Source organism: Ensifer sp. 22521 (assembly GCF_052044795.1).
Classification (GTDB): domain Bacteria; phylum Pseudomonadota; class Alphaproteobacteria; order Rhizobiales; family Rhizobiaceae; genus Ensifer.
Genome location: NZ_JBQENM010000005.1, coordinates 297,342 through 319,905, shown reverse-complemented (window position 1 = coordinate 319,905; position 22,564 = coordinate 297,342). Strand labels below are relative to the sequence as shown.

At 59.3% G+C, this 22,564-nt stretch carries 24 protein-coding genes and 1 tRNA gene; 14 read left to right on the top strand and 11 right to left on the bottom strand.

The window, feature by feature from the left end:
* Positions 1 to 61: 61 nt before the first annotated feature.
* A complete protein-coding gene (locus tag ACTJKE_RS09425) occupies positions 62 to 2,269 on the bottom strand; it encodes a KAP family P-loop NTPase fold protein (protein ID WP_440691778.1) in 2,208 nt (735 codons plus the stop codon).
* A gap of 261 nt (positions 2,270 to 2,530) precedes the next feature.
* On the opposite strand from ACTJKE_RS09425, the gene ACTJKE_RS09420 reads away from it, so the two are divergent.
* Together ACTJKE_RS09420 and ACTJKE_RS09415 are read left to right on the top strand one after the other, a co-directional pair.
* Positions 2,531 to 2,977: a DpnI domain-containing protein gene (locus ACTJKE_RS09420; protein WP_440691776.1), complete on the top strand. Its 447-nt coding sequence runs from the start codon at positions 2,531 to 2,533 to the stop codon at positions 2,975 to 2,977.
* A 130-nt stretch (positions 2,978 to 3,107) separates the two neighbouring features.
* Positions 3,108 to 4,151 (top strand): IS110 family transposase, encoded by a 1,044-nt coding sequence (locus ACTJKE_RS09415; protein ID WP_440691774.1) that lies wholly within the window; start codon positions 3,108 to 3,110, stop codon positions 4,149 to 4,151.
* Positions 4,152 to 4,466: 315 nt separating this feature from the next.
* Here the strand turns inward: ACTJKE_RS09415 and ACTJKE_RS09410 are convergent, their stop codons facing one another.
* Positions 4,467 to 5,546: an HNH endonuclease gene (locus ACTJKE_RS09410; protein WP_440691772.1), complete on the bottom strand. Its 1,080-nt coding sequence runs from the start codon at positions 5,544 to 5,546 to the stop codon at positions 4,467 to 4,469.
* Between the two features lie 239 nt (positions 5,547 to 5,785).
* Between ACTJKE_RS09410 and ACTJKE_RS09405 the strand changes: the two genes are divergently transcribed.
* From ACTJKE_RS09405 to ligD, 5 genes are all read left to right on the top strand, one after another.
* On the top strand, positions 5,786 to 5,968 hold the full coding sequence (locus tag ACTJKE_RS09405; RefSeq protein WP_440691770.1) for a hypothetical protein: 183 nt from the start codon (positions 5,786 to 5,788) through the stop codon (positions 5,966 to 5,968).
* Positions 5,969 to 6,017: 49 nt separating this feature from the next.
* The gene (locus ACTJKE_RS09400) at positions 6,018 to 6,362 is read left to right on the top strand and encodes an RNA polymerase subunit sigma-70 (RefSeq protein WP_440691768.1); all 345 of its coding nucleotides are present in this window, start codon (positions 6,018 to 6,020) and stop codon (positions 6,360 to 6,362) included.
* A 566-nt stretch (positions 6,363 to 6,928) separates the two neighbouring features.
* Positions 6,929 to 7,303: a thermonuclease family protein gene (locus tag ACTJKE_RS09395; RefSeq protein ID WP_440691766.1), complete on the top strand. Its 375-nt coding sequence runs from the start codon at positions 6,929 to 6,931 to the stop codon at positions 7,301 to 7,303.
* Positions 7,304 to 7,398: 95 nt separating this feature from the next.
* On the top strand, positions 7,399 to 7,863 hold the full coding sequence (locus tag ACTJKE_RS09390; protein ID WP_440691764.1) for a hypothetical protein: 465 nt from the start codon (positions 7,399 to 7,401) through the stop codon (positions 7,861 to 7,863).
* 71 nt (positions 7,864 to 7,934) lie between these two features.
* Positions 7,935 to 8,888 (top strand): non-homologous end-joining DNA ligase, encoded by a 954-nt coding sequence (gene ligD / locus ACTJKE_RS09385; RefSeq protein WP_440691762.1) that lies wholly within the window; start codon positions 7,935 to 7,937, stop codon positions 8,886 to 8,888.
* On the opposite strand, the gene ACTJKE_RS09380 is transcribed toward ligD, so the two are convergent.
* The 4 genes from ACTJKE_RS09380 to ACTJKE_RS09365 form a co-directional block, all read right to left on the bottom strand.
* Complete coding sequence (locus ACTJKE_RS09380) at positions 8,861 to 9,127, bottom strand: hypothetical protein (protein WP_440691760.1); 267 nt, start codon at positions 9,125 to 9,127, stop codon at positions 8,861 to 8,863. The genes ligD and ACTJKE_RS09380 overlap by 28 nt on opposite strands.
* A gap of 581 nt (positions 9,128 to 9,708) precedes the next feature.
* Positions 9,709 to 9,785: transfer RNA gene (locus ACTJKE_RS09375), tRNA-Met, on the bottom strand.
* Between the two features lie 135 nt (positions 9,786 to 9,920).
* The gene (mnmA, locus tag ACTJKE_RS09370; RefSeq protein ID WP_058321056.1) at positions 9,921 to 11,150 is read right to left on the bottom strand and encodes a tRNA 2-thiouridine(34) synthase MnmA; all 1,230 of its coding nucleotides are present in this window, start codon (positions 11,148 to 11,150) and stop codon (positions 9,921 to 9,923) included.
* 307 nt (positions 11,151 to 11,457) lie between these two features.
* On the bottom strand, positions 11,458 to 12,207 hold the full coding sequence (locus ACTJKE_RS09365) for a helix-turn-helix transcriptional regulator (RefSeq protein ID WP_057254719.1): 750 nt from the start codon (positions 12,205 to 12,207) through the stop codon (positions 11,458 to 11,460).
* 480 nt (positions 12,208 to 12,687) lie between these two features.
* Here ACTJKE_RS09365 and sciP point away from each other — a divergent pair, with 480 nt between their 5' ends.
* Complete coding sequence (gene sciP / locus ACTJKE_RS09360) at positions 12,688 to 12,963, top strand: CtrA inhibitor SciP (RefSeq protein WP_003527546.1); 276 nt, start codon at positions 12,688 to 12,690, stop codon at positions 12,961 to 12,963.
* A 195-nt stretch (positions 12,964 to 13,158) separates the two neighbouring features.
* Positions 13,159 to 13,440, top strand: coding sequence for a GNAT family N-acetyltransferase (locus tag ACTJKE_RS09355; protein ID WP_057254718.1), 282 nt, complete (start codon positions 13,159 to 13,161; stop codon positions 13,438 to 13,440).
* Between the two features lie 301 nt (positions 13,441 to 13,741).
* Here ACTJKE_RS09355 and ACTJKE_RS09350 read toward each other — a convergent pair whose 3' ends face one another.
* Entirely contained in the window at positions 13,742 to 14,092 is a 351-nt protein-coding gene (locus ACTJKE_RS09350; RefSeq protein WP_057254717.1) for a flagellar export protein FliJ, read from the bottom strand.
* A 441-nt stretch (positions 14,093 to 14,533) separates the two neighbouring features.
* On the opposite strand from ACTJKE_RS09350, the gene ctrA reads away from it, so the two are divergent.
* On the top strand, positions 14,534 to 15,235 hold the full coding sequence (gene ctrA / locus ACTJKE_RS09345) for a response regulator transcription factor CtrA (protein ID WP_025424706.1): 702 nt from the start codon (positions 14,534 to 14,536) through the stop codon (positions 15,233 to 15,235).
* Positions 15,236 to 15,484: 249 nt separating this feature from the next.
* Here the strand turns inward: ctrA and ACTJKE_RS09340 are convergent, their stop codons facing one another.
* Entirely contained in the window at positions 15,485 to 15,847 is a 363-nt protein-coding gene (locus tag ACTJKE_RS09340; protein WP_057254716.1) for a response regulator, read from the bottom strand.
* 259 nt (positions 15,848 to 16,106) lie between these two features.
* Entirely contained in the window at positions 16,107 to 16,751 is a 645-nt protein-coding gene (gene chpT, locus ACTJKE_RS09335) for a histidine phosphotransferase ChpT (protein ID WP_057254715.1), read from the bottom strand.
* 276 nt (positions 16,752 to 17,027) lie between these two features.
* On the opposite strand from chpT, the gene ACTJKE_RS09330 reads away from it, so the two are divergent.
* Together ACTJKE_RS09330 and ACTJKE_RS09325 are read left to right on the top strand one after the other, a co-directional pair.
* Positions 17,028 to 17,618 (top strand): DUF1134 domain-containing protein, encoded by a 591-nt coding sequence (locus ACTJKE_RS09330; RefSeq protein WP_057254714.1) that lies wholly within the window; start codon positions 17,028 to 17,030, stop codon positions 17,616 to 17,618.
* A gap of 241 nt (positions 17,619 to 17,859) precedes the next feature.
* Positions 17,860 to 19,029, top strand: coding sequence for a hypothetical protein (locus ACTJKE_RS09325; RefSeq protein WP_057254713.1), 1,170 nt, complete (start codon positions 17,860 to 17,862; stop codon positions 19,027 to 19,029).
* A 107-nt stretch (positions 19,030 to 19,136) separates the two neighbouring features.
* On the opposite strand, the gene ACTJKE_RS09320 is transcribed toward ACTJKE_RS09325, so the two are convergent.
* Together ACTJKE_RS09320 and ACTJKE_RS09315 are read right to left on the bottom strand one after the other, a co-directional pair.
* The gene (locus tag ACTJKE_RS09320) at positions 19,137 to 19,973 is read right to left on the bottom strand and encodes a TrmH family RNA methyltransferase (RefSeq protein ID WP_057254712.1); all 837 of its coding nucleotides are present in this window, start codon (positions 19,971 to 19,973) and stop codon (positions 19,137 to 19,139) included.
* Between the two features lie 4 nt (positions 19,974 to 19,977).
* On the bottom strand, positions 19,978 to 20,361 hold the full coding sequence (locus ACTJKE_RS09315) for a hypothetical protein (protein WP_057254711.1): 384 nt from the start codon (positions 20,359 to 20,361) through the stop codon (positions 19,978 to 19,980).
* A gap of 28 nt (positions 20,362 to 20,389) precedes the next feature.
* Here ACTJKE_RS09315 and ACTJKE_RS09310 point away from each other — a divergent pair, with 28 nt between their 5' ends.
* Both ACTJKE_RS09310 and rpoH read left to right on the top strand, forming a co-directional pair.
* Positions 20,390 to 21,418 (top strand): RluA family pseudouridine synthase, encoded by a 1,029-nt coding sequence (locus ACTJKE_RS09310; RefSeq protein WP_058325932.1) that lies wholly within the window; start codon positions 20,390 to 20,392, stop codon positions 21,416 to 21,418.
* A 212-nt stretch (positions 21,419 to 21,630) separates the two neighbouring features.
* The gene (gene rpoH / locus ACTJKE_RS09305) at positions 21,631 to 22,536 is read left to right on the top strand and encodes an RNA polymerase sigma factor RpoH (RefSeq protein ID WP_057254710.1); all 906 of its coding nucleotides are present in this window, start codon (positions 21,631 to 21,633) and stop codon (positions 22,534 to 22,536) included.
* Positions 22,537 to 22,564 lie beyond the last annotated feature (28 nt).

Sequence of the window (22,564 nt, the reverse complement as noted above, 5' to 3'; positions counted from 1 at the left end):
GGCCGCTTGCCGACCTCTGGATTTGTCTCCGCTAACAAAAAGGTTGAACCAAGTGGGACATCTAGTACTCAGTCCCCTGATCGAATGCGATGGAAAGACGCCTAGCGCGCGCGCCAAGAACGCTGTGCTCCTTTAGAGCATTGATCCTTTCCCTAACCCTCTCGTAGTCGACAAAAGGGGTAAGGTTATCTTTCTGCAGAACAGCGAATTTGCCTCGATCGCTGCTGTTTATAGTGCTAGTCAGGTGCTCAAGCGTCTCGACGAGGCCTTCATCTGCAACGACGTTTCTTTCAACAAGCTCACGTGGCCCTTTATCATCTCCTCCTTGCTGCCAAGCAAAAAGCAGGCTGATCGGTTTAGGGCAACTAAACACGTCACCTGCGGACATCGCCTGATACCGACGCAGCATTAGTTCGGTGATATGGTCCAATTGCGCGTTCGTGAATAGCCACTCGCCTTCCGGACGCAGCTTATTGCCATAGCGGCCATGTGCAAACGTCTCCTTCCGGAACAGTGAAGTCAACCAACCAATGGCCGCACCATCACGAAACATTTCCCTGACCACGACCAAACCGCGCGCGGCCTCAAGCCGGGGGAGGAGTAAAGGTATTAACCGTTCCGCTCGGTCCCACAATGAGCTGACCCAAGACTGATCAAATGGGTGGCGTCGGTATGCTTCATCCATCACGTCCGAGAGCGCGACGAGCAGATTCTCACATTGCTTAGGGGTCAAAAAGTCGTAGGCACCGCTCGCAGTGCGCTCTAGCAAGAGGTCGGCTTTGGTGAGAGTCCCAGTAGCATGTTCGCCTTGAAGACGCAGCAGCGCCGCCCCCGCCTCGTCAGCGCCGGCCTCAGCGGCAGCCCACATTGATGTAAAATTGGCATGGGTAAGTGCATGCGACGGCCCCACCAGCGCGAAATAAAGCCTATGATGATCGAGACTGGCGAGACGTACATTGCGAATGGCTTCGTCACGCTCGCGGTCACTAACAGGCCCGAATATTTTGAACCCGTTCCCATCTTCAGAATAGTCCGGCTCGACACCTGGGAGCTGTTCCGCAAAATAGTGTCGATACATCAATTCATTGAAGTGGCCGTCCGATACAGTTGCAAGTAGCGCGGCGTGTTGCCGCGCCTTTTCAGCTTTATCGATGCGGGCCGCACCTAAGGAAACCATGGCAGCGGTGGCGCAGTATTCCTCAATCCAGCGGTAGAGTGCCGGATTTCCGTCCTTAATGAGTTGAAGCCATACTAGGTCGGCGAGATCGGCCTTCTCCTCTCGTAGAGGTGGCCAGAAGAACCGAACCCCATCCAGTGCACGCACAACCGACCTTGGCGTCCGCAGTTGTCGACCACCTTCATAATCGATAACGACCTTAAGCCTTGAAAGCTCGTCTTCATCCTTTGCCGAAGCTATCAAGTGCAATTCGTCGGTAAACCATTGGCGTAACTGCAGCGGCTCCGGCTTGGGAACCATCACAGTGAGCTGAACAATCTTTTCTAAATACGACTTGCCGTTCTTTACGTCAGCCGCTTTCTCAATGCTGTGCGTCAGGATATCACTGTCGTAGCAGAGCAAATAGATCACGTTGGGAAGGTCAACGACGGAACGCACGAGGCGTAAGATCTCAATGACCTCGCTGGGCTCAAGCCGATCCACGTCATCTATGGTAATAATAAACCGATGGCCGAGTTCACGGAGCGATTTAGCCAGTTTGTCCTTTAGTCTTGAGAGTTGAGGTGAAGCCGACCGTTTGCCTGCCATTTCCCCAAACGCCTTGAGACCCTTACCGAACCATTTGACTGGCCCAAATCCAGAGGCGTCGCCGGCAACCTCAATAGCAGACCCCGCCTTACTCAAACCGCTCATGAAGTTTCGCAGGGCTTCCCCGGCCTCTTTGGCCTTGGCAACGGATATGCGAGTTGCATCACCTGCGCTAAGAGCGACTTGATCGAGCTGCGTAGAGAGCTCTCCGAAAAGGCTGGTAATGAGTGCGTCTCGGTTGCCGATCAGCCAAGGCCGGAAGTTGATGACAGTTGACTCTTGGTCTTTCGGGAGCTTTCCAAGCTCATCTCCAATCAGGAATAACAGGCTTGACTTTCCTGAACCCCAAGCGCCCTCAACCCCAATAACCAAACCATCTTCGGATGCCCGGTCCACGAGCGACGTCGCGATCCGCTTAGCGACGTCGCGAAATCCAAGCTTATCCTCATCACCAGAGTTGAGCGCCCGGTCGCCCCTAACCGAATGATTTCGAATCCCTGCCATCTTCCTCTTGTACCTCATGAGTGCAGACTCTGCTTTTTGCGCAAACAAGCCAATCCGGCAAGCGACACGAAGGCAAAGTGCCACCTCAAGTGGAATTTAAGCTCGCCTTAAAGGGAGTGGGCTATGTAGACCCTGGCATGCATGCGAAAGAGGGGACTCAGGGAGGAAGGGCCGAACAGCGGCGCGCCTCCAGCGGATGAAGACACCGGCTCCACGCTGCGACGGACCTGCTCGCTTATTACTTCGTAGGGAACGCAAGATATGGCCACTGTCCGACAGGCGCTTGGAACATTTGGGGAGGACCGGGTTGTCCAAGACTGCCATTGTCCCAGATGCAAGAGGAAGAAGACCCTAGTTCGCCTTCCGCCCAACTTCAAATGCGCCGACATCATTTGTGATTTTTGCGGCTATCTGGCCCAGGTTAAGGCTTGTAGTGCGAAACGGTTGGACCGCCTGCCAAAATCGATCTTAGGAGCGGCATGGGGTCCCCAACTGGAGCGTATGCAGGCGGCCATCTATTTCCCTCTCTTTGTCGTTGTAGTGGCCCCGACCGCCGATTACTCAATCTTCTATCTTGCTGCGGATTTGCAGAAACCTGAGATGTTCAAGCCTCGCAAGCCTCTCTCGGAGACAGCTCGACGCGCAGGTTGGCAGGGTTTTATCTACGACATGGAGAGTGTTGAAGATCGTGCCGTCCGGCTGCGGTAAACCCCGCACCCGGCTTCGGTTTCACGACTCGCGGGAGAACCCTTTGCGGAGGGCGGCATGCTTTCCTCGTACAGTCACGCCTTGCTGCTACAATGGTGTCTCTCTGCGAATTCTTGGAGGAGGATCCGCCATGGAAAATGTCGCAACTATTGGACTAGACATCGCCAAAGACGTCTTTCAGGTGCACGGCGCTGCCGCAGATGGCACGCCGTTGTTCAACCGCAAGCTCCGTCGGGCAGAAGTTTTGAGCTTCTTCAAGAGTTTGCCGAAATGCGTCGTTGCCCTCGAGGCCTGCGGAACCGCACACCATTGGGCACGCTGTATTGCCGAACTCGGCCATGAGGTTCGCCTGATCCATGCGCGGTACGTGAAGCCGTTCGTAAAGCGCGGAAAGACCGACGTGGGTGACGCCGAAGCAATCAACGAGGCTCTGGCGCGGAAGACCATGCGGTTTGTGCCTGTCAAATCGATTGATCAGCAGGCAGCGGCAATGATTTTCCGAACACGCTCATTGTTCGTGCGCCAAAGGACCCAGGCGATTAATGCGCTGCGGTCACACCTGGCAGAGTTGGGGATTGTGACAGGCAGAGGGCACGCAAACGCCAGATCACTTACTAGGCTCGTCGGGAACGAAAGCGAAAATGGATTGCCAGCTTCTGCTGGCTTTGGACTTCAGCAGATCGTTAAGCAGATCGAGTTTCTCGACCGACGCATCGGCGAGTTGAATAGTGAAATCCTCGCGCAAGCGAAACATGACGACACAACCCAACGCCTTATGACGATTCCAGGAATTGGGCCGATCTCTGCGGTGGCCATCAAATCTCTTGTGCCTGACCCGGACGGGTTTAAGTCGGCTCGCCATTTCGCCACATGGCTCGGCCTAACCCCCAAAAGCCACTCAAGCGGAGACAGGCATATCTTGGGTCGTATTTCGAAGATGGGGAATACCCAACTTCGAAGCCTACTTGTCTGTGGCGCGATGATGATCCTACGTAACGCCAAAGACGACGACAAGACCAACCCGTGGCTTTCCAGGCTCAAGAAACGACGTCCCTTCAAAGTTGCGGCTGTCGCCTTGGCAAACAAGACAAGTCGAATTGCTTGGGCATTATTGGTGAAAGGCGGAGCCTACACCAGACCGCCGAGTGCTACCTCTTTTGAAAACGCCGCGTGAGCATGGCGGCCGACCTCGGCCGCGTACCCCAAAAGCGGCGGCCGTTGGTGGGATGCTAGACAGCTGGTCCTCCACGAGACGACAATGATGAGCACAGAACACCGAGACACCCATAGTGTAATCAACACGAACCAGTGTATGGCGCGTTGCTCTGCGAGATATACATAGGCATGGCGGCGAGTGGCCGCCAACACGCCGCTCCGATGTGAGCAACGCCTCGTGGATGGCAATTGCGATCAAGTATCCCGCAAGGCGGGCCGGTCCTCAAAAGGAATCGGCCCGCGCTTCTGCAGGGCGGGTGGCTGGCTGGTCACATTAGAAAGGGACCGCGAGCCCGAGGGCAAGCTTGCGATGCAAAACACGGTGGCAATTGGCACACAGACATTTCAGATCGCTCGTTGTCGATTTGTGGCCGGGCCGCATCTTTGCAACGTGAGTTCGATGGTGATGAACTTCAATGCAGGCGGACCCGGCTTCCTCGCCATAGCGCTCGGCGGGATCGAGCTTACATTCTTCACAAAAAAGGTGCCCGTGCTCTGCAATAAATTCGTCTCGCTTCTGCTTTGCCAGACCAAGTTGCCGCTCACGTTTCAGATGAGAGACGATCTTCGGATTGCCCTCAATCCAACTTCGTTCCTCTTCGGTCGGTGTGAAGCCGATCAGCTCTGACTCGACCTCCGATGGATTAGGCTTTGGGCGGACGGCAGCACCATTTTTCGGTACGATCCAAAGACCCGCCTGTTCGAGCAGTTCGAAACAGATCTGTCCCCAGCCAGCGCTAAAGTGGCCGGGATGGGCCTCTATTCCAAGCGCCTCCTCCAGGGCCAGACCGAACACCTTTTTAGGCGCGAGGGGAATCCCGTCGTCGGTCAAGGCATCATAGTCGCGGGACGGAGCAAAATTGGGAGCGTCGCCGCCTGCAAGAAGCTTCTGGACGGCGCGGTCGATGTGCGACGCTGTTACTTTCCGCAATTCACTGGCCGGCAACCGGACAACCTCACCTGTGGCCTCAACCGCGCGAATAGCAGCCCGCAACTTCGCGTGGCTTGTGCTGGGCCTCGTGATCAGCAGCCTTCGCCAAGCACCGTGGCTGGCACTGCCTGCATTCATTGCACGCACCAGTTCATCAAACCGAGTTGCGACTGATGCGAGTCGATTGAAGGAGAGTTGGCGCTTAGCGAGATCAGTTCCCTGAACAGGCCGGCTATCAAGATGGATTTTGTAGGCGATTTGAGCGCTGTCTAAACGGGCCAATAGCAATTCAAGTGCTTGCCGATAATCACGATTTCGGTTCGTACCACTGCGACTGTGAAGGATTATGCCGAGCTCGTGCATCTCTAGCTTAGCATTGAGCTGCGTGCCGTCGTCTGTGACCAGAATCAGTGGAGTACTCATGTAGCCACAGTGCGCAGCAACAGCACAAGTTGTCCAGTTGACGGCTCTAGATCAGGATCGTCCATGAGCGAAAGTATTGGATGACGGCGTTTGGCGCGAAGCAGAAGCCCAGCCTTCGCCGGAGCCGGGGGGCGGTTTAAACTACCGATGCCGCGCGGTGTGGGAGCCCGCGCGGGCCTCATTCGGAGAATTTTTCTGGCGCCGCAGAATAGGGGTGAGATGGGCCTAAAGGTTCAGATATGTGGAAGTTGCTTAAATGGGTTTGGGTGGTCGCCCTACTGATCACGGGAACGACCGTCGGCGCGATGTACGGATGGATGCATCATGGCTGGGTGGGTGCAATCATGCTGGGCTTCGTTGGATTTGCCGCCGGTGCGGTTCTTGCAAGCTCGCCTATGCTGCTTCTGCAAATCCTCGCCTAAGTAGCCGGAGCGGCATACCGGCTGAGAGAGGCAATCAACGCTGGGTTTCTTGCCGAAACGCGATTATTTTTCGACCGTCATGGAAAATGCAGCACGACAACGAGGAAGGCCGGCCCATGAGCCGGATGCAATAACGCGACGCTTCGTCGAGGTGATGGCAGGTGTGGCTTTGCCACAAGCAGAGATCGCAGCGGTGATCGGGGTGACGGAACCGACCTTGAGGCGACACTATCGATGCGAACTGAACCGGGGCACGGCCAGGGTCGAGGCCAAGCTCGTAACTAACCTGCTGACAATCGCTAACGGCACGGGCGGCACGGCGTTGAAGGCGATCATCTTTGCCTTACAATGCCGGTTTGGTTGGTCGAAATACTCACCGCCCCCTCCGCGCTGATCGCCGCTGCGCACCGCGCCCTTTAGGGATCACCCTCGAAACAGTGTCGTCGGCATGTCCCAATACTCGGGGAACTCCGCCGAGTTTGGCAGCTCAAGCGCGCAGTTATGCCGTCACTCGACTTCCCGTCTCCTCTGTGCTTCCATACGAAGCGGGGATCTGCAGTTTTGGTTTTGAGGGGACCAGATATGCGCATGTCATCCCAGTTAAGCCGTCGTGCTTTGGTGCTAAGCCCACTTCTGCTTCTACTTCCAAATGACGCCGAGGCGCGCGGGCGCCGTAGGCGATGGGGAGGTGGAGGCGCCGGCGGAAGAAGTTACTCGCCCTTTGGGCTGGTAATAGCCGGCGTGCTGCTTTGCGCTGCTCTCGCCGTTAATTCCGTGTTTGGACGTGACCTGCCTTCAAAAGGGACAGGCAAGCCACGAGCATCGCGGAAGGCCGTGGGGAGATACACCAAATTCAATCCGATCAAAGGCCCGGCGGCACCTAGAAGGGGTTTGTCCCCTTGGGTGTTTGTCTTGCCTCTCGCTGGCATCGTGGTGGGTGGAGCCTACGGTTGGGCAACCATGCCGCCGCAAGACACCTTATCCGCATCCTTCCCCATATGCGCATCGGGCGCGCGGACAACGTGCGTCGTGGATGGCGACACCTTTTGGCTCGACGGCATCAAGTACCGGATCTCGGACATCGACACGCCGGAGATCAGCGAGCCCAAATGTGCATGGGAGCGCGAGCTCGGAGAAAGGGCCAAAGATCGCCTTCAGAGCCTGTTGAACGGCGGCGCCTTCGGTCTCAAGGCCGGTCTGCGCGATGAGGACAAATACGGTCGGAAGCTGCGCGAGGTCTATCGCGGCGGCCGATCGCTCGGCGCACAGCTCGTCGACGAGGGGCTTGCGCACCGTTGGTTTGGCTTCAAGCAGTCGTGGTGCGGCGTGAACTGACTATTAGCGACCTGCGCACGTGAGTTCTGTCGTTGCCGGCGGCGAGAACGATAGTCACTATTCGTCGGCAACGACCAGCCGAACGGTGATTCGACATGCCTCTCTTTCATTCTGCACCGCTCCCACTCGGCGAAGGCAGCATTATTCTCCCTGGAAACTGGGGGCGGATAGTTACGGCAATTGGCCCAGAACACCCCAAATGGGAGATGGAGCAAATTTTCGAACGTGTTAGGGTTGAGCGCTTCCCCAATCTGCCATCGCGCCTCGGATCTGCGTTTTGTTGCCTCAGTGAGGAGGCCCTTCGGTTTTTCGTCGAGAAGGCTTCAAAATCGAAGTTTCCAGCCCTGTTATATGAAGTCGAATTGGTTGACGAAGACGCGTCGCGACATACGGCAGACTACAACCTCATCGACATTTTGTTTCCGGAACAAACCCACGAGACCAACGCGGTTCGTTATTGGGAAGGGCAGTTTCGATACACGTTCAAGGATCATCCAGGTTGGGTGTGCGAAGAAGTGATAACCGCCTCCCCACTTCGCATCACTCGTCGTCTCGCCTAGCCACATTTCCACCATCAAGCTAACCCGAAATGGTATGTGGTCACTTCCGGGAAAGCGGTCGTTAATGGGCAATGGCCAAGCAGCCGAAAACTACCGCCGATCCTATGCCGCTCCGCGCAAGACCATGCCTGCCAAAGCAGCTCTCCGCGCCACCGAAGGGACCGGGATGGGTCCATGAAATCAAATGGGACGGCTGGCGGGTCCATGTTCATGTCGAGACGGATGGTGTCAGGATCCTCTCAAAGGAGGGGCGCGACATCACAAAGCGCTTCGTCGCGATCGCCGAGGCAGCAGAGGCGCTGCGCCCTCACACTCTGATAATCGACGGTGAGGCGGTTTATCTAGACAAGAACGGCCGGCCGGTTTTCCGGCTGCTTCAGCAGGCTCGATACGCGCAGCTGGCCCACATGATCGCCTTCGACCTCCTATATCTCGATGGGCGCGATCTGCGACCGCTACCCCTCTCCGATCGCCGGCCGCTGCTCGTGGGTCTCTTGGCGGGCAACACGGGCACAATCATCCTGGAGGAATGGCTCAGCGCCGATGGTCCCACGCTCTTCGCGGCTGCGTGCGAACAGCAGCTCGAAGGCATCGTCAGCAAGAAGCTGGACGCGCCCTATCGATCCGGCGAGACAGGCGACTGGATCAAGGTCATATGCCCTCGTCGGGCCAATTTTCTGATCGTAGGCTTCGAGCGATCGAGCGCGCTGCCGTCGCACCTCGGCAGTCTGCACCTTGCCGCAATGAAGGGCAGCGAACTCGTGTACGTCGGATCGGTTGGCACCGGCTTTACGCAAAGCGACACGCGGCTGTTGCCCGAGCTGCTCGGCATGATCACTACTGCGTCCGCGCCCGTCGTTCCTCCGGAAGAAAAAAAGGTCGTCTTCACCAAGCCAAAGTACGTTGCCACGGTCGAGTACCGCACCTGGACGACGGACAACCGACTACGTCATCCGTCGTTCAAAAACATCGAAGAGAGGACGGACGCGATCGAGGTTTACCAGCTCACCGACGCGGCGAAGTAGCCATACATGAGCCTGGCGTCTTTGGTACCGCAGCTACTGCAGCTCAGACGCTGTTCAATGTCAGCGAGTTCGCCGGCGCCGTTTGTTTTGGCTCCTAGGGCCTTGCGATCCACCTCACGTGTGACACCGCAGACCCGGCATTGCACCAGGAAGGTAACGTCGTGGGGAATGATGTTGAGCGTGGTGTTGTGTGCGCCCTGCGGCGACGTCGGGATGAATTTGCGACCCAAGTATTCCATGCGGAATGGTCCTCGTTGGAGACCGGCCGCATTCGGTCTAAGGTTCTAAGATTGTCTGCCCGCTTCGGATGAGCAGGATTTGGGGGCGACGCATCGAAGAGTCAAGCGCTTCAATTTGACGGGCCTTCGAAAAGCTTTTGAGGTGGGAGAGAAAAGGTGCCGGGCTGGGATAGTGACCAACGGTTTCGCATCACGATGCGAGCGCGGGGCGGTCAGGAGGTCGAGATCGAGAGCGAACTGCTTGTCTGCGTTTGCGCGATGGTAGACGAGCTTAGCATCACGGCAACTCAGGCATACTCATATCTGATAGACGCTATGATACTCTACGATCACGGGCTGGCTGTCGATTGGCCGTACGAACTCAAGATCATCGCCCTATAGCGCGATTTTTGACAGGCCGCCTGGAATTCGCGGCGAGCTACAGCCATTCTAATGTCGCAGTCTATGTCGCATGGACCCACCAGCACTAAAAGGGACTCGTTGAAAAACAAAGGTATTTGTTGCGACATAGTTGCGACAAAGGCCCCGGAAGCCCGGAGCCTTTAGTTCACTTAAGCCGCTGCTTTTATTAGGGAATTCGGTGGTAGCGGAGGAGGGATTCGAACCCCCGACACAAGGATTATGATTCCTCTGCTCTAACCTACTGAGCTACTCCGCCGGGTACCGCGTCAGGGCTTCGAAGGAGAAGCCGTCTTGACTGGACGGGCGGCTTATACGGCCCGCTTCCGGGCAGTGTCAAGCCAAGTCTCCGGGAAAATGTGAAGTTTTCACAACAGCCCGGAAATCAAGGGCTTCAGGCGGCCGCAGGCGCCGAAAGAAGCACCTTCAACGCCGCTTCGGCACTCGCTTCGCGCTCCGATTTGCGAATGAAACCGCCGCCATAGACGCGTGCATCCTCGCCGACGCCGGAATAGAGCGCGCAGGCCTGGCCGGGCGCGATGCCGGCTTCGCCTTCGGCGAGCTCCACATAGATGCCCTCCTCGTCCATCGCCAGCACGGCAGGCGCCGGCTGGCGGGTGGAGCGCACCTTGGCGAAACAGTCAAAGCCGCGCGCAGCCGCCACTTCGACGTCCTCGTCGCCCAGCCAGTTGACGTCGCGCAGATAGACGCGGCGGGTTTCGAGCGCCTCCTTGGGGCCGACGATGACGCGGCGCGAGCGCGCGTCGAGATAGACCACGTAAAGCGGCTCGCCGGTGGCGATGCCGATGCCGCGGCGCTGGCCGATGGTGAAGTGCAGGATACCTTCGTGCGTGCCGAGCACGCGGCCGTCGAGATGAACGATCTCGCCGGAAAGGGCTGCATTCGGCTTCAGCTTGGAGACGATGTCGCTGTATTTGCCCTGCGGCACGAAACAGATGTCCTGGCTGTCGGCCTTCTGGGCGACGACGAGGCCCATCTCCTCGGCGAACTTGCGCGTTTCGGCCTTGGAATAGCCGCCGAGCGGAAAGCGCAGATAGTCGATCTGTTCCTGGGTCGTGGCAAACAGGAAGTAGCTCTGGTCGCGCTCGGCATCGGTCGGCCGGTAAAGCGCCCGCTGGCCGGCATAGCGCGGGCTTGGGCTCGGGCGCGAGCGGATATAGTGGCCGGTCGCCAGCGCATCGGCGCCGAGCTCCTTGGCGGTCGCAAGCAGGTCGGCGAACTTGACCGTCTGGTTGCAGGCAACGCAGGGGATCGGCGTCTCGCCGGCGATATAGCTTTCGGCAAACGGATTGATCACCGTTTCACGGAAGCGCGCTTCGTAGTCGAGCACATAGTGCGGAATGCCGAGGGTTTCGCAGACGCGGCGGGCATCGTCGATGTCCTGGCCGGCGCAGCAAGAGCCGGCGCGGTGCACGGCAGCGCCGTGATCGTAAAGCTGCAGCGTGATGCCGAGAACGTCGTAGCCCTCGCGTTTGAGCAGGCCAGCAACGACGGAACTGTCGACGCCGCCGGACATGGCGACGACGACACGCGTATCTTCGGGCTTGCGGTCAAAATCGAGACTGTTCACGGGATCCAATCCGGCCTTCGGGCGGCAATCCATGCGCCGGCCCTGTTTCACGCTTCATGCGATGCTTGGCCGAGGAACTCTCGGCTCACGGTATGCTCGGCTTCTACAGCGACCCTTGCGCGTNCAAGGGTCGCTGTAGCACTTTGTTGCTGCATGTTTTTGTCCTTTAATCGGCTACGATTAAAGGAAACATGCGGTAGGCGCCGCGCGTCCAATGAGACGCGCAAAGGTCGCCGCAGCACTTTCATTTCCGCGACATATAGAAACTTGTCCGTCCGGCGGCAAGGCCGGCCGCCATACCCGACAGCGCCGCGCGTCCATTGGGACGCGTCATGCCAGCTCAGATCAGCTTCAGCCGCATGGCGCGGGCGATCGCCTGCATGCGGTTGACGGCGTCGAGCTTGCGGGTCGCGCTCTTGAAGTAGCTGCTGACGGTGTAGGTCGAGATGCCCAAGATGATGGCGATCTCGTCGCTGCTTTTGCCCGCAGCCGCCCAGCGCAGGCATTCCACCTCGCGGCTCGAGAGCTTCTCGCGCGCCGAATTGCCGGTGTCGAAGGTACGCTCGAGGCATTCGAAAAGCTGGACCAGCGTCAGATAGAGTGTCGCGCATTCGACGCCGACCGGTGCCTCGCGGCGGCCGGACAGCATGGCGATGAAGGGATCACCATTGCTCGTGTGAAGGAGCACGGCGAAATGGCGGGCCATCTCCGGGTGAGCGAGCAGCCGGTGCACCATGGCCTCGTCCACCGGCTTTGCGGCGATATCGAGGAGCTCGGGTCCGCCGGTTACCGGCAGCTTCGTAAACCGCAGCCGCTCGACCAATGTGCTCGACTGGAAGCTTTCGCAGGCGTCGTATTGGCGGACGAGCTCCGACGGCCAGTTGCTGAGCACCAGCCGCTCGGAGAAGCGCTGCTGTTCGGCGAGCGGCATGCGCGCGATCATGAAATGGCCAAAACCATAGCGGGCGATCAGTCGCCGCATGAGATGCAGAAGTTCGTATTCGGTGCGGACGGCAGCCGTATCGACGTCCGAAAAAATATCCGCCGCTTCAGCCTCGCGCAGCAAGGCCGGTTCATTCGATTCCTTCATCTGCGATCACCACATCCCCAGGCGCCACCGCGCCCGGTCGAGAGAATACAAAAAACGCCTCAGATCACCTGAGGCATGAAGTTCACCCCGGCGAACAAATACAGCCGCCGCTCCCGGCCTGTCCGCGCAAGAAACGCGTCCGGTTGTGAAAACTATGACGATGCACCAAGAATGATTGCGGGAGCGCGCATACGACGCTCATCCTTATTTCGGCGCCTCGTTACCAAGAATTTTAGTTAAAGTGAAATGTGGTAATTGCATGGCTCCCATGACAATTCCGGGATAATCCAGGCTCTTCTCAAAGCAATTCACAAGCATAGGGCGCGCAGCCCCATGAATTGAGTGGGGCGGGCGGTCGAAATGGCGCCCCGCCGAAGTGTCTCAAATTATGAGTAAATTGTTACTTCCTGCTTAGGCAAATGTTAAATGTGGCAGGCTAAGGTCACGGTCATATGGTCTTGAGTTTGTGTAGAGAGTCCCATGACCGAAATGATGCGACCACGTGTAAAATATGTCATCGGCCCCGATGGCAGCCCTCTGACGATTGCGGATCTGCCGCCGGCGAATACCCGGCGCTGGGTGATACGCCGCAAGGCAGAGGTTGTTGCCGCCGTGCGCGGTGGCCTTTTGAGCCTTGAGGAGGCGTGCGAACGCTATACCCTCACGGTCGAAGAATTCCTGTCCTGGCAGTCCTCGATCAACGATCATGGTCTTGCCGGCCTGCGCACCACTCGCATCCAGCAGTATCGCCACTAGTTCGCCCATTACAGGGCCATAGGTCGAGCGGCGGNCCGGAGCCGCCGCCGTCGTTTCAGCCTCGCGGTGAAAGGCGGATTGGTGCTGTTTCGGGAACAGTCTGTGTACCGGCGGCACGGGTTTGGTGGATTTCGATTTCCGGATTTCTGCGCTAGCTTTCGGACAAGGAAACCCGGTTCGCCAAGGAAGGCTGTCATGGAAATCTTACACGAGGAAACTGGATCGCACGGCCGCTACTCGACCGTTGTCGAGGGGCATACCGGGGAAATGACCTATTCGCGCACGTCGCCGCAATTGATCATCGTCGATCACACCCTTGTTCCGGATGCCTTGCGCGGCAAGGGCGTCGGCCAGGCGCTCGCCAAACACGCTATCGAGGAAGCCCGCAAAGGCGGCTGGAAGATCATTCCGCTCTGCCCTTTCATGAAGGCGCAGACGATGCGGCACCCCGAATGGCAGGATGTCATCCAGGCATGAGACACGGCTGCGCGCCGGCAAGCCTCTCCTGATCTCAACAGACTTGCGCTGATCTCAAAATGAGAAGACCCGCCCGAACGCCAAGGCATCGGGCGGGTCTCTTCGTCTTGTCACGATCGTGCCGGATCGGGTCATGCCAGACGCATGCCCCGACAAGGCTGGAAATATCTGCCCCGAAACGGGCTACCTGCCTGACCAGCGCACAAATTCCCCGGACCGGAATCGACCTGGAGATCAAATCGTCCGCTAGATCAAAGGCTTGCGGTTCGGCTGCGCCCGATCGGGGCGCAAGAGCCGCAGCTTATGCCCGCAGGCGGGTCGATGTGTCCCGCTCTTCGAGGGCCGCCGCCTTCGCGTATTCAGCCTGCACTTCTTCGAGCGCGAGCTCGGCAGCATCCTGCTGCGCCTTCAGTTCGCGAATGGAAACCTGAAGATTGTCGGCTCTCTGACGTGCGGCCTTGGCGAAGGTGGGATAGGCGAAGTGCTGGGGATCGGAGATGCCCGACTTCTTTTCCTCGAAAATAATCTGATTTTCCAGATCCTTGGTCATCCGTTCGAACTCAGCCATCATCATCTGAAGCTGGTTCAGTTGACGCTGCTTCTCGCGGACCTGAAATTCCTTCAGGCGGACAAGGCTCTCACGTGCTTTCATACGCAATACTCCCGTGGATAACGAGACCCCGGTTACTGATTTGCCCGCGAGCCGGCCCGAACGGGGCCGGAAACGAAAAATCTTCAGCGATATTAACAAAAGCCTACCGCTGGTAACCTTTCGTTTACGGGCATCGTTAATCATAGGCGTGATGATTTAAGGCTCCGTAAATGCTGAGGCACGAAATGTGACCGCCCTGGCATTAACGAGTCGGAAGAGTCAGATAGTGGCATTTCCTCATGTTTCACATGAGATTAGCCGTTCTGGATTCACGTTTGAAATCAGGAGACTGGTAAAAATATTTAACAAACTCGATACACCTTGCCAGAGGGAATCAGAATTTGTTAACCATTTGGTGGCAGCCTCCAAATCAGGCAACGACTGGATCCGTATCGCGTAAGGGTGCCACGACGACCTTGGGCGGCGGAAAAGGGGAAGAATATGCGGGTTCTATTAATCGAAGACGATAGTGCAACGGCTCAGAGCATTGAGCTGATGCTCAAGTCCGAGAGTTTCAATGTCTACACCACCGACCTCGGTGAAGAAGGCGTCGATCTCGGCAAACTTTATGACTATGACATCATCCTTCTCGACCTCAACCTGCCGGATATGTCCGGCTATGAAGTCTTGAGAACGCTGCGTCTTTCCAAGGTGAAGACCCCGATCCTGATTCTCTCGGGTATGGCCGGCATCGAAGACAAGGTCCGCGGCCTGGGCTTCGGCGCCGACGACTACATGACCAAGCCCTTCCACAAGGATGAGCTGGTCGCCCGTATTCACGCCATCGTCCGTCGTTCCAAGGGTCATGCCCAGTCGGTCATTTCCACCGGCGAGCTGATCGTCAACCTGGATGCCAAGACGGTCGAAGTCGGCGGACAGCGTGTCCACCTGACCGGCAAGGAATACCAGATGCTCGAGCTGCTTTCGCTGCGCAAGGGCACGACGCTGACCAAGGAAATGTTCCTGAACCACCTTTATGGCGGCATGGACGAGCCGGAACTGAAGATCATCGACGTCTTCATCTGCAAGCTGCGCAAGAAGCTTGCAAACGCTGCCGGCGGCGCCAACTACATCGAGACCGTCTGGGGCCGCGGCTACGTGCTGCGCGAGCCGGATGGCGCCGAGTACGCCGAAACCGCCTGATACCCGCAAGGGCCTGCATGACCCCCGCATGATGCGGGCCCAGAGTGTTCACAAAACCCGCCACGAGCGGGTTTTGTCGTTTCTACAGCGCCGCGCGTCTTATCAGGCGCGCAAAGGTCGCTGTAGCACTTAAATTTGCATATCTCACGCCGCTTCCCCTCAATAGGCGCAGCGGCCGGCGGCAAACACGCAAAAGCCGCGGCAGTGGCCACGGCTTTCATCTCATCCGGAATATGTGCGCGTGACGGCTCAGGCCGCCATCGACTGGCTGGCGAAAACGCTGGTCAGGATCTTGCGGTCGAAAGGCTTCAGCAGGAAGTCGTCGGCGCCGGCCCGCTTGCCGGCCATCATCTTCTTCAGATCCGCCTCGACGACGCAGTAATAGATCCGCACCGAAGGGCCGTTCGGGAGCCGCCGGATGTTGCCGATGAGTTCGAGCGCGCCTTCCAGCCCGGCGTCGATGACCAGGATGTTCGGGAGTTCAGCTTCGCAGCGGACAAGCGCCTCGAGGCTGTTCGATGCCTCGTAAACCATGAAGCCCATGCCGGACAGGATACGTTTCCCAACTTTCCGGACGACATCCGAGCCGTCGGCAATCATCAAGCGCCGCATGTCCAACTCCCTTCGCAACTTACCTATACGCGTACTCGCAGGCTTGAAACAACTCTATACAAATTTGGGAAAGAATTCGTTACGGAGTTTGCTTAATAGCGCCTTTCTTCGCCGCATCAACCATCTGAAAACATTAAGTTTTCCAGAAATGGACGCAAGCAGAAAGAAACAGGACGCACATGTGCGGCCCCGCGCCAGGGCGCGGAACCGCACATTTTAAGGACTTTGAATAGAATGATTGCAGCCGGAGAATGAAACCTCAGGCTGCAACGCGGGTGGTGAAGATGATCTCTTCACCGGTCGATGCAACCTCGATCGTCATGCCGGCTTCCTCGCCGAGCAGCACCGTGTAGTACGGCTGGATCGAATGCGCGTCGACCGCTTCCTCCGGCGTACCGGACAGCAATTCCGTCAGCCTCGGCGGTACGCGCATCATGCGGCCCTTGGCGACCAGGGTGAAGACGGCGTCGAATTCCGGGTTCTCCAGCGTGACGTCGATCGAACCGCCGCGCGGGATCGCCCCATAGGCGATGAGGAAGAGGTTCAGGAGCAGCTTGACCCGGTTCTTGGCGATGATCGCGCGCGGGCCGTGCCAGTTGACCTCGGTCTTCTTTTCGGCAGCCGCGAAATCCTTGGCCGCCTTCTCCGCTTCGCCGGTGTCGATCGAGGCACCGACCGAGCCGGATGCGCCGAAAGCGAGACGGGCGAATTTCAGGCGGACCGAGGCGTTGAGTGCGCTCGTCCGGATCAGGTCCATCGCGTCGGCGTCGGCGCCGCCCTCATCCAGCAGTTCCAGGCCGTTGTTGATGGCACCGACCGGCGAGATGATGTCGTGGCAGACCCGGCTGCACAGAAGCGCGGCCAGATCGGGTCCCGTCAATGTCAGGTTCGGATTCGTTGCCATCGTGTATCCTTGTTGGTTCCGCCGGCCCGCCGCTTGGGGGCACGCGCCATCGTGACGCCGGTAAAGCCTCACGCGAAAAGACGCAAGTCATGGGCTGCCCGGCGCAGCCGTTCATCAGTGGATCATAATGACACCACATTTGGTAAACCGATTGTTAAGACCATCGGTTCAAATTGCATGGAAATGGTCCAGCCCCCTCACTGGTCGCACAGTGGTCTGACTGGCGGCCGCTGCAAACCCGCAAGCGAGCAATTTTCGCGCCTGACGGAGGAAACGATGCATCAGATCATGAAGGCAGCCACACAGGCCTGCCGTGTTGTCCTGGCCACGCTGTTCCTGGTCGCTGCTGCCCAAACGACGGCGCATGCCCAGTCTGCGAACAACAGCCAATACACGATGCAGGAAATCGTCGATGCCGGTCACGGTTTCTTCGGCGAAACTTCGGGCGGCTTGGCGAAGGTCGTCGAACGCGCCTTCGAGCGCTACGGCCTGCCGAACGGCTACATTCTCGGCCAGGAAGGCTCCGGCGCATTCATCGCCGGTCTCACCTATGGCGAAGGCGAACTCAACACCAAGAACGCCGGCCAGCACAGCGTCTTCTGGCAGGGTCCGTCACTCGGCATCGACTGGGGCGGCCAGGGCAGCCGCGCCATGATGCTCGTCTACAATCTGCCGAGCGTGCCGGCACTCTACAAGCGCTTCGGCGGCGTCTCCGGTTCGGCCTACGTCGTCGCTGGCGTCGGCATGACGGTGCTGACCGACGAACAGATCGTCGTCGTTCCGATCCGCACCGGCATCGGCGCGCGGCTCGGCGTCAATGTCGGCTACCTCAAGATGACCCAAACACCCACCTGGAACCCCTTCTGAGGTCAGCTGCATTATTCCTTAAATCGGCATCGATATAAGGGCAAAATTATGCAGCAGATCTGCTACAGCGACCTTCGCGNGGTCGCTGTAGTCGGGTCGGCGCAGGCAAAATCCCGCGCCGGAGACTTGCAGCGCACGAAACGTCATGTTTAGTGCAAGAATGCGGAATTAAGGAGTGCCTGCCGCACCGCGAGGTCCGGCAGCCACTCCGGTTCCGGTACAGTTTTGAAACGGCCAGCTCGTGATCCAATTCGCGCTTCTCTTTGCCCTGGGCTTTCTGACGGCGATCATCATCGGTCTGCTGGTCGCACCGGCGATCCACCGCCGCATCGTGCGCTTTGCCGAAGACCGACTGAAGGCGACCATGCCGCTCAGCCCGCAGGAGGTGCGCGCACAGAAGGACGCTGCCCGGGCCGCTTACGCCGCTGAAAACGCCCGCACGCAGCAAGCCCTGAAGCGCGAACGCGACAAGGGCGTGTCGCTGATGCTTGCCAACGAGAAGAGTTTGCACGAGGCGCGGCGCCTTGGCGGCGAGAATGCCGACCTGCATGCGCAGCTTGCCGACATGAACGTCGAAGCGGCGGACATGCGCTCTGCCATCCGGCAATTCGAGCAGCGCCTGGAACGGATGAAGGCAACGCTCGACAGCGTCGAGCGCGACAATGCCGGAAAATCCGACGAGATACAGAAGCTCGGCGTCCACCTCGCCCAGCATGCCGCCGAAATCGACAATCTCAGGATCACCCTGGTGGCGCGCGAGACCGAGGTCGAGCATCTGAAGAGCCGGATAGCCACGCTGCGCGACGAGCGCGAAGCCCTGCGTGGCGATCTCAAGGCCGAGACGACCCATGCCAAGGAAATGGAGATTCGCCTCTCTCGCGACGAAACGCGGCTACACCGGCTGGAAGACAAGCTGGCGCGCGAGATGGCAACCAGCGCCGACCGCGAAAGCGCACTCGAGCGGCGCGCGGGAGAAATCGAACGGTTGAAGACCAAGGTGAAGGATACCAATCAGGAAATGCGCGATGCAGCCAAGGCCCTGCGCGCCGCGGGCATCGCCTTCCCGCTGAGGAAGGAACGCCGGCCGGCCACCGAACAGGCTGCCAACGGTTCCGTATCCCCGCCCGATCAGCCGGCCAGCGAGATTGCTGGTTCTGCAGCCGCCGATGATCTGCGCAACCGCGCCACCGCGCTTTCGGAACGCCTGACCAATTCGAAATCCGCCGCCCATGACGACGCTCTGCGCGACGAGGTTGCGGCAATTGCCGCCGGCATGGTTGCGTTGACGGCGACGAACGAAGGCCCCTCCTCCCCCATCCTCAATCTGCTGGCAGGTGAAGAGCAAGAGCAAGGCGCAGCCAAGCGGGAGAGTTTGGCGAAGCGGGCGAAGGACATTCTGCCGCGCGAATAGAGCCGTTGGCCGGGCAGACCATTGACGCCTTTGGCGCACGCGCCGGTCACCAGGTCACGGGATCGAGCCATTTCCTGCTGTCACCGGAAAGCTGGGAACCTTGAGTGTCAGATGCGGCCGTTGATCAGCGCCACCTGGTGCAGGGCAATGCCGGCCGCCGTCGAGACGTTGAGGCTATCGAGGCCCGGACGCTGGCGGATTCGCGCCGTGCGGATCGAGGTCAGCACGGATTGCGGCAACCCCTCCCCTTCGGTCCCCATGAGAAGTGCCGTACGCGCCGCCGGGGGGATCGCGCCAAGATCGGTTTCTCCGGCGGGAGAGAGCCCCCAGATCGCAAAGCCCGTCTGCTGCAGCCGCTCCAGCATCGCGGCCACCGAGCCTTCGCGCACAAAGGGCACCGTCAGCACCGAGCCGACGGAGACGCGGATCGCCTTGCGATACATCGGGTCGCAGCTCGTCTCGTCCATCAGCACGGCATCGACCCCGAAGGCCGCAGCGTTGCGGAAAAGCGCCCCCATGTTGTCGTGATTGGAGATGCCGCAGGCCGCCAGCACGAGGCTCGACGCCGGCAGCGACGCGATCAAGGCGTCGCGGCCGGGCGCGCCTTCGCGGCGACCGAGCGCAAGCACGCCCCGGTGCATGTTGAAGCCGGCGATCGCATCGAACACCTGCGCATTCGCCACATAGACGGGCACCGTCGACGGAAATCGTTCGAGGATTTCCTGAACGCCGGCGAGACGGTTTTCGAGCAGCAGGATCGCCTCGGCGGCAAAGCCGCGCCCGCTTTGATGCGCAGCCGCCAGCATGCGCAGCACGACCGTGCCTTCGGCGATGAAGCGGCCCTGCCGTCCCGTCAGGTCGCGCTCCTTGATCGAAACGAAGCCGGCAATCCTGGGATCGGCGGCGTCGTCGATGCGCTGGACGGGCGGGAGGGCGCTCGCCATGCCGTCAGTTGGTCCTGACGGTGATGTCGGCGACGATGCGGCCGGCGCCGATATCGAACACGATGGCGCGCGGCTCCGATCCCGGCAGGTTGCCGTAGAAGAGCACCTGGGAGCCGGAGAGCGCCACGTTCGTGACGGTGAAGCCGGCGGGCAGTGCTGCGACCGCATTGACCGGCGCTTCGCTCGGAACGACGGCAGTGGCGGCCTGAACGGGCGCCTTCGCGTCCGTGCGCGTCAGCTTGTAGACAATCGTCCCAAGGACGGCCATAAGCATGACCAACATGACGCCGGCCGAGACGAGCTGAAGCTTCACCATCTTGCGGCGGACATTTTCCATGGCCGGATCTAGCGGCTTGTCTTCCTGGTCATCGGGCTCGATTGCGGTCATGGTTGGCCTTTTTTCGGATTTGAACGGAATGAACGACCCCTTTAAACAAGCGACGGCCAATAGGAAAGTCCTGACGGCGGGCGAGGATGCCGCGGGACGCCTGGATTCCTTCCTGACGGACGCACTTTCGGGTGAATTCTCCCGCAACCGGATCAAGGGCCTGATCGCACAGGGAGCGGTGTCGATCAACGGCAAGGCGGTGACCGAAGCGAAGAAGAAGGTCCATCCCGGCGATGTCTTCGAGATCGACCTGCCCGAACCGGAAGATCCGGAGCCGAAGGGCGAAGACATCCCGCTCGACGTGCTCTACGAAGACGACGACCTGATCGTGCTTTGCAAGCCAGCCGGCCTCGTCGTTCATCCCGGCGCCGGCAACTGGACCGGTACGCTGGTCAATGCGCTCATCCATCATTGCGGCAGCAGCCTGTCGGGCATCGGCGGCGTCAAGCGCCCGGGCATCGTCCATCGCCTCGACAAGGAGACGAGCGGCGTCATGGTTGTCGCCAAGAACGATGCCGCGCACCGCCACCTCTCGGAGCAGTTTGCCGACCACGGCCGCACCGGCCCGCTCGAACGCGCCTATCGGGCCGTCGTCTGGGGCCGCCCGCGGCAGCTGAAGGGAACGATCGACGCCCCACTCGGGCGTGCCGTCGACCGGACGAAACGCGCGGTCAAGCGCGAAGACAGCGACGACGCCCGCGAAGCCATCACCCACTACGAGGTCGTCGAGCGTTATCTCGAAAAGCCCGATGGCACCTGCCTGGCGTCGACGGTGGAATGCCACCTCGAAACGGGGCGCACGCACCAGATCCGCGTGCACATGGCCCATATCGGCCATCCGCTGATCGGCGATCCGGAATACGGCGCCGCCTTCCGCACAAAGGCGAACTTGTTGCCGGATGCGGCCAGGGTCGTCGTCAATCAATTTCACCGCCAGGCCCTGCACGCCTTCATGCTGCAGTTCGAACATCCGGCGACCGGCGAGACCATGCATTTCGAATCACCGGTGCCTGTCGACATGGAGCAACTGATCGAGGCCCTGCGGAGCGAAGAGTGATCGTGCCCTTGAATTCCGGTGTCGGGATTCCAATTTAAGGCTCAGTCTTTGTTCGTGACATTTCTGTCGCCCGGCGTCACAGATTGGTGAAACCGGACTCCTTGAATCATGCTTTCGCCGTACTTATTTTCTAGGCTCGTGGGGTCTTGACGAAGACCCACATGCCCGGCTTGCCGACCGGAGGCCGGAGACGACAAAGGGGGGTGCTTCATATGGCCCGAAACAATTTGCCGACCATTGCCGCTGGAGAAGGCGGCCTCAATCGCTATCTCGACGAAATCCGCAAGTTTCCGATGCTGGAACCGCAGGAAGAGTACATGCTCGCCAAGCGGTACCAGGAGCATGACGACCGCAAAGCAGCGCACAAGCTGGTCACCAGCCACCTTCGCCTCGTCGCCAAGATCGCGATGGGCTATCGCGGCTACGGCCTGCCGATCGGCGAAGTCGTATCCGAAGGCAATGTCGGCTTGATGCAGGCCGTCAAGAAGTTCGAACCCGATCGCGGCTTCCGCCTTGCCACCTACGCGATGTGGTGGATCAAGGCGGCGATCCAGGAATATATCCTGCGCTCGTGGTCGCTGGTGAAAATGGGCACGACCGCCAACCAGAAGCGGCTGTTCTTCAACCTGCGTCGCCTCAAGGGCAAAATCCAGGCGCTCGACGAGGGCGATCTGAAGCCCGAACAAGTCAAGGAAATCGCCACCACGCTCAAGGTGAGCGAGGATGAAGTGGTTTCGATGAACCGCCGCCTCTCCGGCGACGCTTCGCTCAACGCGCCCATCAAGGCGAGCGAAGGCGACTCCGGCCAATGGCAGGATTGGCTTGTCGACGATCACGACAACCAGGAAGAAATCCTGATCGAACAGGACGAGCTTGAAAACCGCAGGGCGTTGCTCGCCAATGCGATGAAAGTGCTGAACGACCGCGAGCGCCGCATCTTCGAGGCACGCCGCCTGACCGAAGAGCCGCTGACGCTCGAGGATCTTTCGGCCGAGTTCGACATCAGCCGCGAGCGCGTGCGGCAGATCGAGGTCCGTGCCTTCGAGAAGGTCCAGGACGCCGTGCGCAAGGCCGCTCTCGAGCGCGCCAATGCATTGCGGGTCGTCGAGGGCGCATAATAAACGCTCTTCGCGGTTTCCGGGCGCT